This window comes from Pseudomonas sp. LAMO17WK12:I5 (genome assembly GCF_900215165.1).
GTDB classification, from domain to species: Bacteria; Pseudomonadota; Gammaproteobacteria; order Pseudomonadales; family Pseudomonadaceae; genus Aquipseudomonas; species Aquipseudomonas putida_A.
The window spans coordinates 158282-173649 of sequence record NZ_OBDS01000011.1; the positions used below are offsets into that span (position 1 = coordinate 158282).

General features: G+C 61.3%; 13 protein-coding genes. 8 read left to right on the forward strand and 5 right to left on the reverse strand.

Going from position 1 to position 15368, the window contains the following annotated elements; translation table 11 throughout:
• Entirely contained in the window at positions 1–1674 is a 1674-nt protein-coding gene (locus tag CRO59_RS20575; RefSeq protein WP_097089513.1) for a bifunctional diguanylate cyclase/phosphodiesterase, read from the forward strand.
• 126 nt (positions 1675–1800) lie between these two features.
• Here CRO59_RS20575 and CRO59_RS20580 read toward each other — a convergent pair whose 3' ends face one another.
• Complete coding sequence (locus CRO59_RS20580) at positions 1801–3195, reverse strand: NorM family multidrug efflux MATE transporter (protein ID WP_097089604.1); 1395 nt, start codon at positions 3193–3195, stop codon at positions 1801–1803.
• A 159-nt stretch (positions 3196–3354) separates the two neighbouring features.
• Between CRO59_RS20580 and CRO59_RS20585 the strand changes: the two genes are divergently transcribed.
• The 3 genes from CRO59_RS20585 to CRO59_RS20595 all read left to right on the forward strand — a co-directional run bounded on the left by CRO59_RS20585 (position 3355) and on the right by CRO59_RS20595 (position 7867).
• Positions 3355–4275 carry a LysR substrate-binding domain-containing protein gene (locus CRO59_RS20585; protein ID WP_047596753.1) on the forward strand — a complete coding sequence of 307 codons (921 nt, stop codon included), beginning with the start codon at positions 3355–3357 and terminating at the stop codon, positions 4273–4275.
• 181 nt (positions 4276–4456) lie between these two features.
• Positions 4457–6433 (forward strand): methyl-accepting chemotaxis protein, encoded by a 1977-nt coding sequence (locus CRO59_RS20590; protein ID WP_097089514.1) that lies wholly within the window; start codon positions 4457–4459, stop codon positions 6431–6433.
• Positions 6434–6652: 219 nt separating this feature from the next.
• On the forward strand, positions 6653–7867 hold the full coding sequence (locus CRO59_RS20595) for an aldose 1-epimerase family protein (protein WP_096796102.1): 1215 nt from the start codon (positions 6653–6655) through the stop codon (positions 7865–7867).
• Here the strand turns inward: CRO59_RS20595 and CRO59_RS20600 are convergent.
• Both CRO59_RS20600 and CRO59_RS20605 read right to left on the reverse strand, forming a co-directional pair.
• On the reverse strand, positions 7864–9357 hold the full coding sequence (locus CRO59_RS20600; RefSeq protein WP_097089516.1) for a YifB family Mg chelatase-like AAA ATPase: 1494 nt from the start codon (positions 9355–9357) through the stop codon (positions 7864–7866). The genes CRO59_RS20595 and CRO59_RS20600 overlap by 4 nt on opposite strands.
• A gap of 757 nt (positions 9358–10114) precedes the next feature.
• The gene (locus CRO59_RS20605; RefSeq protein WP_007920416.1) at positions 10115–10375 is read right to left on the reverse strand and encodes an accessory factor UbiK family protein; all 261 of its coding nucleotides are present in this window, start codon (positions 10373–10375) and stop codon (positions 10115–10117) included.
• Between the two features lie 413 nt (positions 10376–10788).
• On the opposite strand from CRO59_RS20605, the gene glnK reads away from it, so the two are divergent.
• The 4 genes from glnK (at position 10789) to sutA (ending at position 13571) form a co-directional block, all read left to right on the forward strand.
• On the forward strand, positions 10789–11127 hold the full coding sequence (gene glnK / locus CRO59_RS20610; protein WP_002555808.1) for a P-II family nitrogen regulator: 339 nt from the start codon (positions 10789–10791) through the stop codon (positions 11125–11127).
• Between the two features lie 36 nt (positions 11128–11163).
• Positions 11164–12501, forward strand: coding sequence for an ammonium transporter (locus tag CRO59_RS20615; RefSeq protein ID WP_097089517.1), 1338 nt, complete (start codon positions 11164–11166; stop codon positions 12499–12501).
• Positions 12502–12716: 215 nt separating this feature from the next.
• The gene (locus CRO59_RS20620; protein WP_003229414.1) at positions 12717–13142 is read left to right on the forward strand and encodes a secondary thiamine-phosphate synthase enzyme YjbQ; all 426 of its coding nucleotides are present in this window, start codon (positions 12717–12719) and stop codon (positions 13140–13142) included.
• 102 nt (positions 13143–13244) lie between these two features.
• Positions 13245–13571 carry a transcriptional regulator SutA gene (gene sutA, locus CRO59_RS20625; protein WP_007951900.1) on the forward strand — a complete coding sequence of 109 codons (327 nt, stop codon included), beginning with the start codon at positions 13245–13247 and terminating at the stop codon, positions 13569–13571.
• A gap of 191 nt (positions 13572–13762) precedes the next feature.
• Here sutA and CRO59_RS20630 read toward each other — a convergent pair whose 3' ends face one another.
• Both CRO59_RS20630 and xerC read right to left on the reverse strand, forming a co-directional pair.
• A complete protein-coding gene (locus CRO59_RS20630) occupies positions 13763–14470 on the reverse strand; it encodes an HAD family hydrolase (RefSeq protein WP_027610438.1) in 708 nt (235 codons plus the stop codon).
• Complete coding sequence (gene xerC, locus CRO59_RS20635; protein WP_003229409.1) at positions 14467–15366, reverse strand: tyrosine recombinase XerC; 900 nt, start codon at positions 15364–15366, stop codon at positions 14467–14469. The genes CRO59_RS20630 and xerC overlap by 4 nt, the downstream gene beginning before the upstream one ends.
• Positions 15367–15368: the final 2 nt, after the last annotated feature.

Here is a 15368-nt window from a genome sequence, read left to right on the forward strand (position 1 = left end):
TTGTCTACGCCTGTCGAACCCTTGCGTTTGCTGCTACTGGCCGAAGAGCCAGCGTGGACAGCGTTATTGCGCGAGTGTCTGGCTCCGATGGGGAGCGCGGCGGTGCTGATCAGCGCGCCGAGCTGGGAGTCGGTCAGCAGTCTGTTCGAAGACAATCGCCACGCGGTGCTGTTGACCGTCCCCGCGTTGCAGCCGGCCCCGGGCCGTTGCAGCCTGCCGACGGTGTTGCTGCTGGATCACGAGCCGGTCACCGCGCCGGTTGGTGTCAGCGACTGGCTGGTGTTCGACGCCCTCGACGCCGGCATGCTGCGTCGTTGTCTGCGCCATGTGCGTGAACGCGGCGTCCTCGAAAACACCCTGCAACGCCTGGCCGAACAGGATCCTCTGACCGGCATCGCCAACCGCCAGGGCTTCCAGACCCTGCTCGCGGCGCGCCTGGCGGAAAACGACGGCCGTGGTCTGGCCCTCGGGCATCTCGATCTCGACAACTTCCGTCACGCCAACGACGCCCTCGGTCATCAGGCCGGCGATCGCTTGATCCTGCAAGTCGTCGCGCGGCTGAAAAGTCAGCTTGAGGCCGGGGATCAACTGGCGCGCCTGGGCAGCGACGAGTTTGCCTTGCTGATCGACACCCGCCGCGCGCCGCAACGCGCCGAGTGGATGGCCGAACGCATTACCGAAGCCCTCGCCGAACCGTATTGGGTCGATGGCGAAAGCCTGTTGATCGGCTCCAGCCTGGGCATCGCCCATGCCCGTGCACAGGGTGGTGCCGACCCGCTGATGTGGCACGCGCACATTGCCATGCAGCAGGCCAAGAGCACGCAGGGCTGCACCTTCCATATCTTCAACGAACGCATCAATCGCAACGCCCGGAGCATGGCCGACCTCGAAAGCGAGCTGCGCCGGGCTTTGCGCCGCGATGAGCTGGAGCTGCACTACCAGCCACGGCTGAATCTGGCAGACGGGCAGATCGTCGGCCTCGAAGCCCTGGTGCGCTGGCGCCATGGCGAGCGCGGTCTGCTACCGCCAAGCGAATTCGTGCCGCTGGCCGAGCAGAGCGGTCTGATCGTGCCGCTGGGCTACTGGGTGATTTCCCGCGCGTTGCGCGACATGCAGGCACTGCGCGAGCGCGGGCTGCCGGCGCTGCACATGGCGATCAACCTGTCGTTCCGCCAGTTTCAGGACAGCCAGTTGCTGCCGACGCTCAGCCGGCTGATTGCCGAGCGCGGGGTCGAGGCGCAGTGGCTGGAGTTTGAGCTCACCGAAACCGCCGTCATGCGCCGCAGCGATCTGGTCAAACAGACCATGGACGCCCTCGGCCGTCTCGGTGTGCGTTTCTCGCTGGATGACTTCGGCACCGGGTTCTCCTCGTTCGTGCACCTCAACAGCCTGCCGATCACCTTGCTGAAGATCGACAAAAGCTTTGTCGGCGGCATGGAGCAGCGCGAAGAGAATCGCAAACTGGTGCACGCGATGATCAACCTTGCGCACAACCTGCATCTGGAAGTGGTGGCCGAGGGGGTGGAAACCCCGGAGCAACTGGAGTTATTGCGCGGGTTTGGCTGTGATCAGGTGCAGGGTTATCTGATCAGCCGGCCGTTGCCGTTGGCGGAGTTGGTTGAGTACCTGACCTTCGGCTCTAGCCAGCAGCCAGCCCTCGAAATCGTCAGTTGAACGCAATCTCCGGGTTAGGCATGAATCCCTGTGGGAGCGGGCTTGCTCGCGAAAGCGGTGTGTCAGCAAAGATAATTTGACTGACCGATCGCATTCGCGAGCAGGCTCGCTCCCACAAGGTGAAACTCACTCAGGTTGAGGGATGTTGAAGCCCCGAGATTGCGGTTCGCGCTGAATCATCCGCTTCATCTTCCATTCAAACGCCAGGGTCAGGCTCACCGCCGCGCAGGCCAGGCCCAGCGCCAGACCCCACCAGACGCCCGTCGGCCCCCAGTTCAGGTGGAACGCCATCCACCACGCCGCCGGCGCGCCAATCAACCAATAACAAGCAAGGCCGACCAGAAACGTGGTTTTCGCATCCTTGAGCCCACGGATGCAGCCCATGGCGATGGTCTGCGTGCCGTCAAACAATTCGAACCATGCCGCCACCGCCAGCAGGCTCACCGCCAGACGAATCACTTCGGCAAAGGCCGGATCGTTGTGATCAAGGAACAATCCGACCAGTTGATTCGGCAACAGCCAGAACACCATGGCGAAACCCAGCATCACCACTGCACCGAAAACGATGCCGACCCGGCCGGACATCCGTGCGTCGCTCAGTTGCCCGGCGCCGTAGTGCTGGCCGACGCGCATGGTGATCGCGTAGGACATCCCCGCCGGCACCATGAACGCCACCGAAACGATCTGCAGGGCGATCTGGTGTGCGCCGAGTTGCGTGCTGCCCATGGTGCCCATGCACAGCGCCGCGAAGGCAAACAGGCCGACTTCCACCGCGTAGGTACCGCCAATCGGCAGGCCGAGGCGCCACAGTTCTTTCAGGTACTGACGATTTGGTCGTGACAGGCCGGCGCGCAATGGGTAGGCGTCGTAGGCCGGGTGCCGGCGAATGTGCCAGGCGAGGGCCAGCGCCATGCAGTTGGCAACGATTGCCGTGACCAGACCGATGCCGGTCAACCCCAGTTTCGGCAGGCCGAACATGCCGGTGATCAGTGCGTAATTGAGCAGGAAGTTGGTCACGGTGCCGCCGAGGCTGATGATCATCACCGGGGTCGCCCGGCCGATCGCACTGGTGAAGCCGCGCAGGGCCATGAAGCTCAGGTAGCCGGGCAGAGCGAAGGGCAGGGCGATGAGGAATTGCCCGGCGGCATGGACGTTGGTTTCGGTCTGGCCGAACAGCAGCAACACCGGTTTCAGGTTCCACAGCAGCAACCCGGCGCCGAGCGCCATCAGCCATGCCAGCCACAACCCGGCCTGGGTCAGGCGGGCCGCGCCGATGATGTCGCCGGCGCCCTGACGGATCGCCACCAGCGTGCCGACCGCTGCAATCACGCCGATGCAGAAAATCGACACGAATGAATAACTCGCTGCCCCCAGTCCGCCGCCGGCCAGGGCTTCGGGGCTGAGGCGCGCCATCATCAGGGTGTCGGTCAGCACCATCAACATGTGCGCCAACTGCGAAGCAATCAACGGCCCCGCCAGCCGCAGGATGGCCCAGAGTTCGGTACGCACAGGATGCTGCATGGTCATCACCACCCATCAATCAGAGGGAACAAGAGACCGTCGATTCTCGGCGCTTGGCAGGGTTTGCACAAAAGGATAAAAAGGATGGGTGGCATGATTAAAACTCATCATGAGTAAACCTCGCCGGGGTGGCCGGATGCCGCTAAAGGAGCTTTGTGTATGTCCCGTCGTCTTCCTCCCTTGTATGCCCTGCGCGCATTCGAAGCGGCGGCGCGGCACAGCTCGTTCACCCGGGCGGCCGAGGAATTGTCGATTACCCAGAGTGCAGTCAGCCGGCACATCAAGACGCTGGAAGAGCATTTCGCCTGCAAGCTGTTTCACCGCAGCGGACGCAACCTGCAACTCACCGAGTCGGCGCGGCTGCTGCTGCCCGGCATTCGCGATGGTTTCGCGGCGCTGGAGCGCGCCTGCAACACCTTGCGCGCCGAAGACGACATCCTGCGCATGAAAGCGCCCTCGACCCTGACCATGCGCTGGCTGCTGGCGCGACTCAGCCGCTTTCGCCATCTACAACCGGGCAATGAGGTACAGCTGACCAGTGCGTGGATGGACGTGGATTCGGTGGACTTCAACAACGAACCCTTCGACTGCGCCGTGCTGCTCAGTGACGGGCATTTTCCGCCGGACTGGGAAGCCAGCCTGCTGTTTCCCGAAGAGCTGATTCCTGTCGGCGCGCCGAACCTGCTGAATGACCAGCCGTGGGATGTCGCACGCCTGGCCTCCACCGAACTGCTGCACCCGACCCCGGATCGGCGCGACTGGCGCAGTTGGCTGGAGCACATGGGCCTGTCCGATCAGGTGTCGCTCAAGGGTGGGCAGGTGTTCGATACCCTCGAACTGGGGATGATCGCTGCAGCGCGCGGTTACGGTGTGTCGATGGGTGACTTGCTGATGGTCGCCGAAGATGTGGCGCAAGGAAGACTGAGCCTGCCATGGCCGACCGCGGTCGCCAGCGGATTGAATTATTACCTGGTATGGCCAAAAACCCGTCCGGGAGGTGAACGTTTGCGCCGTCTCAGCGACTTCCTGCAAGGCGAAGTGCGAGCCATGGCGTTGCCGGTGGTCAAGCGCTTGAGCTGAAACGTTAGAGCCGCCACAATGCCGGCCTTGTGCCATAACCCTGCTGTTCGCTCAAGTATTCGGCTTTACCGCCGAATACGTGCATGTGGAACCGCCGTGCAGGTATCCACGATTCACCCCCATTAGAAAATTATCCGAGCTGCGATCAAGGAGGATCGGCAAGTTCGGCCAGGAGCTGTCCATGTCTCAACCTCGCGCTCGGATCGCCTCGCAGCTGGGCCTCGCGCTCGCCGTGATACTGGCGATCGTCATCAGCGGCAGTACGGTGTTCGCCCTGCGTTCGCTGGATTCCGCCAACCTCGCCACCCGTGAAGAGCACCTCGCCAGTGAGGCGCGGCTGCTGGCTGACCAGTTGAGCACTTTCCACGGCACGCTGCGCGAAAGCACCCAGCGCCTGAGCGGGCTGTTCGAGAAGCGCTTCAGCGCGGGCCTGAGCATTCACCTGGATGAACCGGTGAACGTCGCCGGCACCCAGACCCCGGGCCTGCACTTGGGCAGCGAAGTGTTGAACAACAACTTCAAGGAAGTCGACGAGTTCAAGCAGATGACCGCCGGCGTTGCCACGCTGTTCGTGCGTAGCGGCGAAGACTTCGTGCGGGTCAGCACCTCGTTGACCAAACAGGACGGCACGCGCGCCATCGGCACTTTGCTCGATCACGCACACCCGGCCTACGCGAAGTTGATGGCGGGTCAGGGTTACGTCGGCCGCGCGCTGCTGTTCGATCGTTCCTACATGACCCAATACACCCCGGTGCGCGATGGCAGCGGCAAAGTGATTGCGGTGTTGTTCGTTGGTTTTGATTACACCGATGCGCAGAACGCCCAGTTCGACAACCTCAAGCGCTTCCGCATCGGCCAGACCGGTTCGCTGGCGCTGCTGGATGAGCAGAACAGATGGTTGGTGGCCCCGGCGGGCGTCCAGGCATTGGATCAGGCGGTCACGGTGATCGGCGGCCTGGCGAAAACCCCGGGCAAGGGGCAGTTCTGGAGCGACAAGAACGAAGATTTCTACAGCGTTTCGGTGCCATTTGACGGTGGGCCGTGGGCGGTGGTGGCGAGTATGCCGAAAGCCGAGATTCGCGCGGTGACCTGGAGCGTCGGCACGCAACTGGCCATCGGCAGCCTGCTGGCGATGCTGTTGGCGGTGGGTTCGGTGGTGTGGTTGCTGCGCAGCAAACTGGCGCCGCTGAGTGATCTGGTGCGTCAGGCCGAAGCTCTCGGTGCCGGTGATCTGAGCGTGCGCCTGAACGTGTCGAGCAACGACGAGATCGGTCAGCTGTCCCGCGCGTTCAACCAGATGAGCCAGGCGCTGTCGACGATGGTCGAACACATCCGCCGCTCCTCGGAAGAGGTCAACAGCCGCGCCCAGGCGCTGTCCGGTTTGTCCGGCGGTGCGTACGAAGGCATGGAACAGCAGTCCGGCGAAATCACCAGCATGGCCGGCGCAGTTGAAGAGTTCAGCGCCACCTCGCTGAACATTGCCGACAACATGGGTGCCACCCAGCGTCTGGCCCAGGAAAACGCTCAGCAGACGCAGATCGGTCGTACTTCCATGGACGAAGCGTCTTCCTCGCTGGAGCAAATCGCTGGCGCGTTGAACACCACGGCTACCGTGATCAACACCCTTGGCCAGCGTTCCCAGGAAATCGGCGGCATTGTCAGTGTGATCACCTCGATTGCCGAACAGACCAACCTGCTGGCGCTCAACGCGGCCATCGAAGCGGCCCGTGCCGGTGAACAGGGCCGTGGTTTTGCCGTGGTCGCCGATGAGGTGCGTAACCTGGCGTCGCGCACCCGTCAGGCCACTGATGAAATCTCCGGGATGATTCACAGCATTCAGCAGGAAACCGGCAACGCCATCAGCACCATGGAGCAGGGCAATCTGCTGATGCAGGAAGGCCTGTCGCGCAACGCCAACGTGGCGTCGGCGCTGGCGCGGATCGATGAGCAGAGCCGTTCGGCAGGGCAGCAGTTCGCCGCGATTACCACCGCGACCCAGGAGCAGAGCAGCACGGCTACTTTGCTCAGCAGTAACCTGCAGAGCATTGCGCTGGCCAACAGTGAGCAGCGTGAGGTGGTGTCGAACCTCGCGGTCACCGCCAAAGAGCTTGAAAAGCTGGCGGCGGATTTGCGTTCCGAGGTTGATCGCTTCCGTTGATACAGCCTTGATATCGCTTTCGCGAGCAGGCTCGCTCCCACAGTTTCCGGGGTAGCTCATAAATCGTTTGAGCACCCGAATACTCTGTGGGAGCGAGCCTGCTCGCGAATGCAACGCCGCCGATCCATGGCAAATCATCCTATATGTCTCTCATCTTTTCTTGCTGAAACGTTTCCGCAACGCTATAAAAATGGCACAACTCCAATAAAGGCTGCTGCCATGACCCCGTTCAAACTCGCCGTTGCATTCGGCGCACTCTCTGCTGCTTCCCACGCCATGGCCTGGGATTACGTACTCCTCGATACCAACAAGCCCGCGCAAAACTGGAGCATTACCAGTGAGCAGCTCGGGTTGAAAACCGACAAGCCTTTCTCCGTCAGCCTGCGCACCTTGCACGGCGGGCGACAGGAAGGTGTCAGCATCGTCGATATCGATAACGGCACGATGAAACTCTCGGTGGTGCCGACCCGTGGCATGAATGTCCTGCAGGCGTCTGTCGGCAACGTGCGCATGGGTTGGGATTCGCCGGTCAAGGAAGTGGTCAACCCGGCCTTCATCGAACTCAATGGACGCGGTGGCCTGGGCTGGCTGGAAGGCTTCAATGAGTTGGTGACCCGCTGCGGTTACGAATGGGTCGGCCATCCCGGTATGGACAATGGCGAGTTGCTGACCCTGCACGGCCGCGCCGCGAACATTCCGGCCAGCACTGTCACGCTGCACATCGATGAAAAACCACCCTACGCCATCAGTCTGCGCGGTGAACTGAAGGAACAGGCGTTCAAGAAAGTCGACTTCTCGGTCGTCACTGAGCTGGTCACCGAGCCGGGCAGCGTGCGCTTTGCCCTCAACGATACGCTGACCAACAACGGTGATTATCCGAAGGAATACCAGGCGCTGTATCACAGTAACTTCAGTACACCGTTCCTTGAGCAGGGCGCGCGGTTCGCGGCGCCGGTGAAACAGGTCTCGCCATTCAACGACAAGGCCAAAGCCGAGTTGGCGGACTGGCAGATTTATCGCGGTCCAACCAAGGACTACGATGAAACCGTCTATAACGTCGTGCCCTACGCCGACGCCAAAGGCGAAACCCTGACTGTTTTGCACAACAAGGCTGGCAGCCTCGGTGTCTCTGTTGGCTTCAATACTCAACAGCTGCCAGTGTTTTCCCTGTGGAAAAACACCGACACCCAAGGGCAGGGCTATGTCACGGGCCTTGAGCCAGGCACCAGCTTTTCCTACAACCGCCGCTATCAGCGTCCGCTGAATCTGGTGCCGACCATTGCGCCAAAGGCCAGCCAACAGTTTCAGATCAGCTACAGCCTGCTGGCAGACAAAGGCGCTGTGGATAACGCGCTGAAGCGCGTGAGCGAAATCCAGGCCGGGCGTGAAACCGAAGTGCGACAGGCGCCGCTGGTGGATCTGACCGAGCATTAAGGCGTCGCCGGGCGGTATTGCAGCGCTTCGGCCAGATGCTCACGGCTGATTGCATCGACTTGCTCAAGGTCTGCCAGGGTTCTGGCGACCTTGAGCAAACGATGGGCTGAGCGCAGTGACAAGGTCAGCCGTTCGCAGGCTGACTCCAGCCATTTCTCATCGGCTGTAGATAACTGGCAGTGCCGCTTCAGGCCTGGCAGATCGAGGAACGCATTGGCACAACGCTGACGCTTTTGCTGGCGTTCGCGTGCCTCGGCCACCACGGCTGCCGCACTGGCGCTGTCCTCGCCTGGCTTCACTGCCGGATTCAGCGCCGTCGCTTCCCGCGCCACCGTCAGGTGCAGATCGATCCGATCCAGCAACGGCCCCGATAGCTTGTTGCGGTAGCGCTGCACCATGTCCGGTGTACACGAGCACTTGCCGCTCGGCTCGCCAAGATATCCACAAGGGCACGGATTCATTGCCGCCACCAACTGGAAACGCGCGGGAAAGCGTACGCGATCCTTGGCTCGGGCAATCACGATATGCCCGGATTCCAGCGGCTCGCGCAGCACCTCCAGTACCTTGCGATCGAACTCCGGCAGCTCATCGAGAAACAGTACGCCGTGGTGGGCGAGGGTGATCTCGCCGGGTTGCGGTTTCGAGCTGCCACCGACCAGTGCCGGCCCGGAGGCCGAGTGGTGCGGCTGGCGAAAGGGCCGTTGTGGCCAATGGGTCAGTGGCACGCCGCTGGCGACCGATTGAATCGCCGCCACTTCCAGCGCCTCGCATTCGGAGAGTGGCGGCAGCAGGCCCGGCAAGCGACTCGCCAACAAGGTCTTGCCCGTTCCCGGCGGCCCACTGAACAACAGGTTATGCGCGCCCGCCGCCGCAATCAGCAGCGCCCGTTTCGCGGCCATCTGTCCTTGCACCTCATTGAGGTCGGGATAAGGTTTCGCCGCATGGATCAGCCCGTCCGAGACATAAGGCTCGACCGGCGTATGCCCGTTGAAATGCGCCACTGCCTCCAGCAGATGATCCACCGCAAACACCTTCAAACCCGAAGCAAGGCACGCTTCCTCGGCATTCGCCCGCGGCACCACCAGTGCCCGCCCGGCCTTGCGCGCCGCCAGTGCCGCCGGCAACACCCCGCGTACCGGCCGCACAGCGCCGGACAACGCCAGTTCACCAAGGCATTCCACCTCATCCAGCGTCAGACACGGCACCTGCACACTCGCCGACAGAATCCCCAAGGCAATCGCCAGATCAAAGCGCCCGCCATCCTTGGGCAGATCCGCCGGCGCCAGATTCAAGGTGATCCGCCGCGCCGGAAACTGCAGCCCGGAATTGATGATCGCGCTGCGCACGCGATCCTTGCTCTCCTTCACCGCCGCCTCGGGCAGACCGACCATGGTCAGCGACGGCAGACCGTTGGCCAGATGGACTTCGACGGTGACGGCGGGAGCATCCACGCCTATCTGGGCGCGACTGTGGACGATGGAGAGGGACATGGTCGTTCCTTGAGCTGAATCGGGGACCGCTTCCTGCGGGTTTTTGAAGGGTAGTTGGGGAAGGGCGATCAGGCGGGGGCGAACTTTCACTGGATGTTGCGGGAAAGTGGTTAACCAATCTCGAGGCGAAAAAAAACCGCCTTGAGGAGACGGTTTTCAGTTTGCAGGCTTCGGTGAGGCCAAGGCCTGCGTATCCTTTGCGGACACACTCACGTGCGATCAGGTTATGCATGTTTGCTCATTGGCGCAAGTATCAGATGGGCTTGAAAGGGGGGCAAAGGTCCCGTTGATAGCGCCTCATAACGACTTGATACAAGTTGTTTAAATCGCTTTCTAAGGGCTGTCATAAAGTCCGCAATGACGATGCCCACTCATGGGGTATTCGCGAAGTGTGGCCGGGAGCGCAAAGACTTCATGTTCCTCGACACGGTGTGAGACCCGTGCCGGTGCTGTATTTGAGGAACCCACACCCGGCCGCCTTAGCGGACATACTCACGTGTAGTCCCGAAGGTGTTCGTACGCCGGAAAGTGCATCGGAGGTTTGGCCCCACGCAAGGAGGGCCAAAGTATGTCTAAGTTTCTTAAACATATGTGGCGCCTCGTCAGAATCGCGTTATGGGCTTTTCGCCTGTACGAGTTTCTGCGAGACCGTTGGAATAATTCGTTGTAAGGATTGATTTGACGGAAACCGCTCCTGCCTTGGCAGGAGCGGTTTAACTTCTCTTCGCAAATTTGAAGGCATTTCTACTCGGGATTGTTATTCCGCAGGCGGTGTCAGCTTCGCTTCCATCTCGGCAACTTTCGCTTCGAGGCTCTCGAGGCGGGCACGAGTGCGGGCCAGTACGACCATCTGACTGTCAAACTCTTCCCGGCTCACCAGATCCAGTTTGCTGAACGCACTCTGCAGCAGCATCTTGAACTGGCTTTCGATTTCGGCTTTCGGCAGCGGGGTGTCGCCGCTGAACAGGCGGGAGGCGGTGCCGCTCAGGGCGTCGAGGAAGTCTTTTGGCGCGAGCATGGAATGTGTCCTGTAAACAGTGGCGGGCAGTGTATCACGCAGTGTCTATAGTCATTGACGCAGGTGCGGATGCACGCTTTTCGCGCAGGCGGACGGACGGCAACGCACCGTTGTTGTGCGTAACCGTCGGGGCTTTTTTGCGCGGGCGCCTGTGGCAGCGGCCAAGGGCTTGAAATCAGAGGAATTTGGCGAGATGGCAAGCTTTCTGCTTAGTCGGTAGTGACCCATGCACTGATGCAGTCGCTGTGACGAATGCAGTGCGGCAGGCGGGACGGGGAGTTTCGCCGGCAGCGGTTAGCTGGCGTCAGTCGGGCAGGTAAGGCCGACGATGCGTTACAAAGCCAGGCACTGCGCTTAGACTTGAGTCGGGTTTGTTTTCCTGGGGCAAGTCCACCAATTCGGGAGAGAGTTTCATGAAGCTAGTCACTGCCATCATCAAGCCGTTCAAGTTGGACGACGTGCGCGAGTCGCTGTCCGAAATCGGCGTGCAGGGCATTACCGTTACTGAAGTCAAAGGCTTCGGCCGGCAGAAGGGTCACACCGAGCTGTATCGCGGCGCGGAGTATGTGGTCGATTTTCTGCCCAAGGTGAAAATCGACGTGGCCATCGACGACAAGGATCTGGATCGGGTTATCGAGGCGATAACCAAAGCGGCCAACACCGGCAAGATCGGTGACGGCAAGATCTTCGTGGTCAATCTGGAACAGGCGATCCGCATCCGTACCGGCGAAACCGATACCGACGCGATTTAAGCCGCCACAAACCCCAACGCCCCAGGAGAAAACAATATGACTCTGCGTAAATTCGCAGGGCTAGGAGCCCTGTTGTCCATCGTAATGCCCGGCCTTGCAATGGCGGCAGACGAAGTGGCGGCCCCGGTCCTCAATTCCGGCGACACCGCCTGGATGCTCACCTCGACAGCCCTCGTGCTGTTCATGACCATCCCGGGCCTGGCGCTGTTTTACGGCGGCATGGTTCGCTCGAAAAACATTCTTTCCGTGATGATGCAGTGCTTCGCCATTACCGGTCTGATCAGCATCCTGTGGGTCATTTATGGCTACAGCATTGCGTTCGACACCACCGGCATGGAGCAGGGCGTCGTCAACTTCAACTCGTTCTTCGGCGGCATGGGCAAGGCGTTCCTCGCCAGTGTCACGCCTTCGAGCCTGACCGGCCCTGCGGCGCTGTTCCCCGAGGCGGTGTTCATCACCTTCCAGATGACCTTCGCGATCATCACCCCGGCGCTGATTGTCGGTGCGTTCGCCGAGCGGATGAAATTCTCCGCGATGCTGATTTTCATGGGCATCTGGTTCACCCTCGTCTATGCACCGATCGCGCACATGGTCTGGTCCGGTAACGGCGGCCTGATGTGGGACTGGGGCGTACTCGACTTCGCGGGCGGCACCGTGGTGCACATCAACGCCGGTGTGGCCGGTCTGATTGCCTGCCTGGTATTGGGCAAGCGCAAAGGTTTCCCGACCACCCCGATGGCACCGCACAACCTCGGTTACACCCTGATGGGTGCAGCGATGTTGTGGGTTGGCTGGTTCGGATTCAACGCCGGTTCCGCCGCAGCCGCCAACGGCACCGCCGGCATGGCGATGCTGGTCACACAGATTGCTACCGCTGCGGCTGCACTGGGCTGGATGTTTGCCGAGTGGATCACCCACGGCAAGCCAAGTGCACTGGGCATCGCCTCGGGTGTGGTTGCCGGTCTGGTGGCAATCACTCCGGCGGCCGGCACTGTGGGCCCGATGGGTGCACTGGTGATCGGTCTGGCGGCAGGTGTGGTGTGCTTCTTCTGCGCCACCACGCTGAAACGCAAACTCGGCTATGACGACTCTCTGGACGCGTTCGGCGTACACGGTATCGGCGGTATCCTCGGGGCGATCCTCACCGGTGTGTTCGCTGCACCGTCGCTGGGTGGCTTCGGCACCGTCACCGACATCGCCGCTCAAGTGTGGATTCAGTGCAAAGGTGTCGGCTTCACGGTGATCTACACCGCAATCGTCACCTTCATCATCCTCAAGGTCCTGGACGCCGTGATGGGTCTGCGTGTGACCGAGGAAGAAGAGTCGGTGGGTCTCGATCTGGCACAACACAACGAACGCGGCTACAACCTGTAAGTACGCGCATTAAAAAACTTGCCCGGTTCGCCGGGCATTTTTTTGTCTGGAATTTGTCATTGAAAGGAAGGCTGAAAGGATTTTTCGTACGGCTTTGGTCGTGTTTACGGCGGGCATTTTTCTGCGGCCAATCGCTTACATCATTGCAGGAATATTAGGGCCTTTGTTTTTTCCCAGAGCGCGCTAGAATGCGCCCCGAACGTGCGGAGAACTGTATGTGGCAACAGACTCTGATAACCCTGCGGGCACGGCCCCGGGGCTTTCATCTGGTAACGGACGAGTTACTCGCCGGCCTGCCTGAACTCAAGGCGTGCCGGGTCGGTCTGTTGCATTTGTGGCTGCAGCACACCTCGGCGTCGTTGACCATCAACGAGAACGCCGATCCGGCGGTCCGTCGCGACTTCGAACGATTTTTCAATCGTCTGATCCCACAAGGAACAGACGGCTATGAGCATAACGACGAAGGCCTGGACGACCTCCCGGCGCACTTCAAGGCCAGCGTACTTGGCTGTCAGATCAGTCTGCCGGTTTCGGCAGGGCGACTGGCACTGGGCACCTGGCAAGGTGTTTATCTGGGCGAGCACCGTGATCATGGCGGTGCCCGTAAAGTCCTCGCCACCCTGCACGGTGAAGGGGCGTAAACCGTTGGTCACCCGCGGTTACCGATTTTTTTCCGGCGACTTTCGACAGTCGCCAAAGCTGGTCTATAACTAATCTGCTTTTCGCAAGTCATGAGGTAGAACATGAGCGACGATGATCTGGAAAACGACGACCTCGAAGTAGGCGACGAAGACGAGGCCGAGGACGGTCTGGAAGCAGCAGCGGAAGACGTTGCTGAAGACGATGGCGGTGACGATACGCCGGCCCCGGCTGCCAAAGGCAAAGCCAAGGCTGCGGTGTCGGTCGACGAGTTGCCGAGCATCGAAGCCAAGAACAAGGAGCGCGACGCCCTGGCCAAGGCCATGGAAGAATTCCTTGCGCGCGGCGGCAAGGTGCAGGAAGTGGAGGCCAACGTGGTCGCCGATCCGCCCAAGAAGCCGGATAACAAGTACGGCAGCCGCCCTATCTGAGGCGTGCTACCTGCTTGCTGAAAAAGCCCGCCGTCGCTGCGGGCTTTTTCATGCCTGAAACAAAGAGGTCATGGATACACGCAACCCCCTGTGGGGGCGGGCTTGCTCGCGAAGGCGGTGTGTCATTCAAATTGTATGTCGACTGACACGGCCTCTTCGCGAGCAAGCCCGCTCCCACAGGGGATAGTGGATCAGTTCGAGAGGGCATTCCAGCGGGCGAGCACTGCTGGCAAATCGGTCAGGCTACGGATCTCGGCATCCGGAAGCCGCTCGGCTTCCCAGACCTTGCCCGTCGGGTTGAACCAGACGGCACGCATGCCCGCTTGTTGCGCCCCGGCAATGTCATCGCCCGGATGATCGCCGATATGTACGGCGGTTTCGGCTGTGGCGCCACCACGCTGCAACGCCTCGTGAAACAGCCGCACATCCGGCTTGGCGATACCGATATCTTCGGCGCACAAGGCAAACTTGAAGTAATCCGCCAGGCCCAGCCGACGCACGTCGGCGTTGCCGTTGGTGACCACGCCGAGTGCGTAATGGTTGGCGAGGATTTCCAAAGTCGGTTCGACCTCCGGGAACACCTCGATCTGATGCCGCGCATGCAGGAATACTTCAAAGCTTTTGTCGGCCAGATCCGCAGCTTCCCCGTGGGCGTACCCGGCTTCCTCCAGTGCGTGGAACAGCACGCGCCGGCGCAACGCGCTGATGCGGTGCTTGAGGCCCGGCTCGCTGGCCAGTACCCGCTCACGAATCCCCCACAAATGCTCCACCGGCACTGCGCCCAGATTCGGCGCGTGTTCGCTCAGCCATTGGCGCAATACCGCTTCGGCGCTGACGATCACCGGGGCGGTGTCCCACAGGGTGTCGTCGAGGTCGAAGGTGATCAACTGGATGTTCATGAATCGTCGCCTTTGCTGCGTTTGGCCCGTGGGTGGGCGCTGTCGTAGACCGCCGCCAGGTGCTGGAAGTCCAGGTGGGTGTAGATCTGCGTGGTCTTGATGTCCGAGTGGCCGAGCAGTTCCTGCACCGCGCGCAGGTCCTGCGAGGATTCCAGCAAGTGGCTGGCAAAGGAATGCCGCAGCATGTGCGGGTGCAGGTTCTGCCCCAGTTCGCGCTCGCCGGCCAGTTTCACCCGCACCTGAATCGCCCGTGGGCCGAGGCGGCGGCCTTGCTGGCTGACGAACACGGCGTCGTCGGCCGGGTTGGTCATGGCCCGCAGCGGCAGCCATTGCTCCAGTGCTTCGCGCGCCTTTTTGCCGACCGGCAGCAGGCGGGTCTTACTGCCCTTGCCGAGCACCTGAACCATGCCGTCGGCCAGATCCAGCTGATCGAGATTGAGCCCGGTCAGCTCGGACAGGCGCAGGCCCGAGGAATAGAACAGTTCGAGAATCGCCTGATCGCGACGGGCGAGAAAGTCGTCCTCGACCGCACCTTCAAGCAGTTGCAATGCGCGGTCAGTGTCGAGGGTTTTCGGCAAGCGCCGTTCGCCTTTTGGCGGCGCCAGACCGGTCGCCGGGTCGTGGTCGCACAGACCTTCGCGATTCAGATAGTGATAGAGCCCGCGCACCGCCGAGAGCAATCGGGCGAGACTGCGTGACGACTGCCCCTGCGCATGCAGGCGGGCGATCAGGCTGCGCAGGCGCTGAATATCCAGCGCCGCCCAACTGCCAATGTTCTGCTTGAGGCACCAGCCGAGGACTTTATCGAGATCGCGGCGATAGGCCGACAGGGTGTGCGGCGACACCTGTCGCTCACTGCGCAGGTGTTCGCAGTAAGCGTCCAGTTGTCGTTCCATGC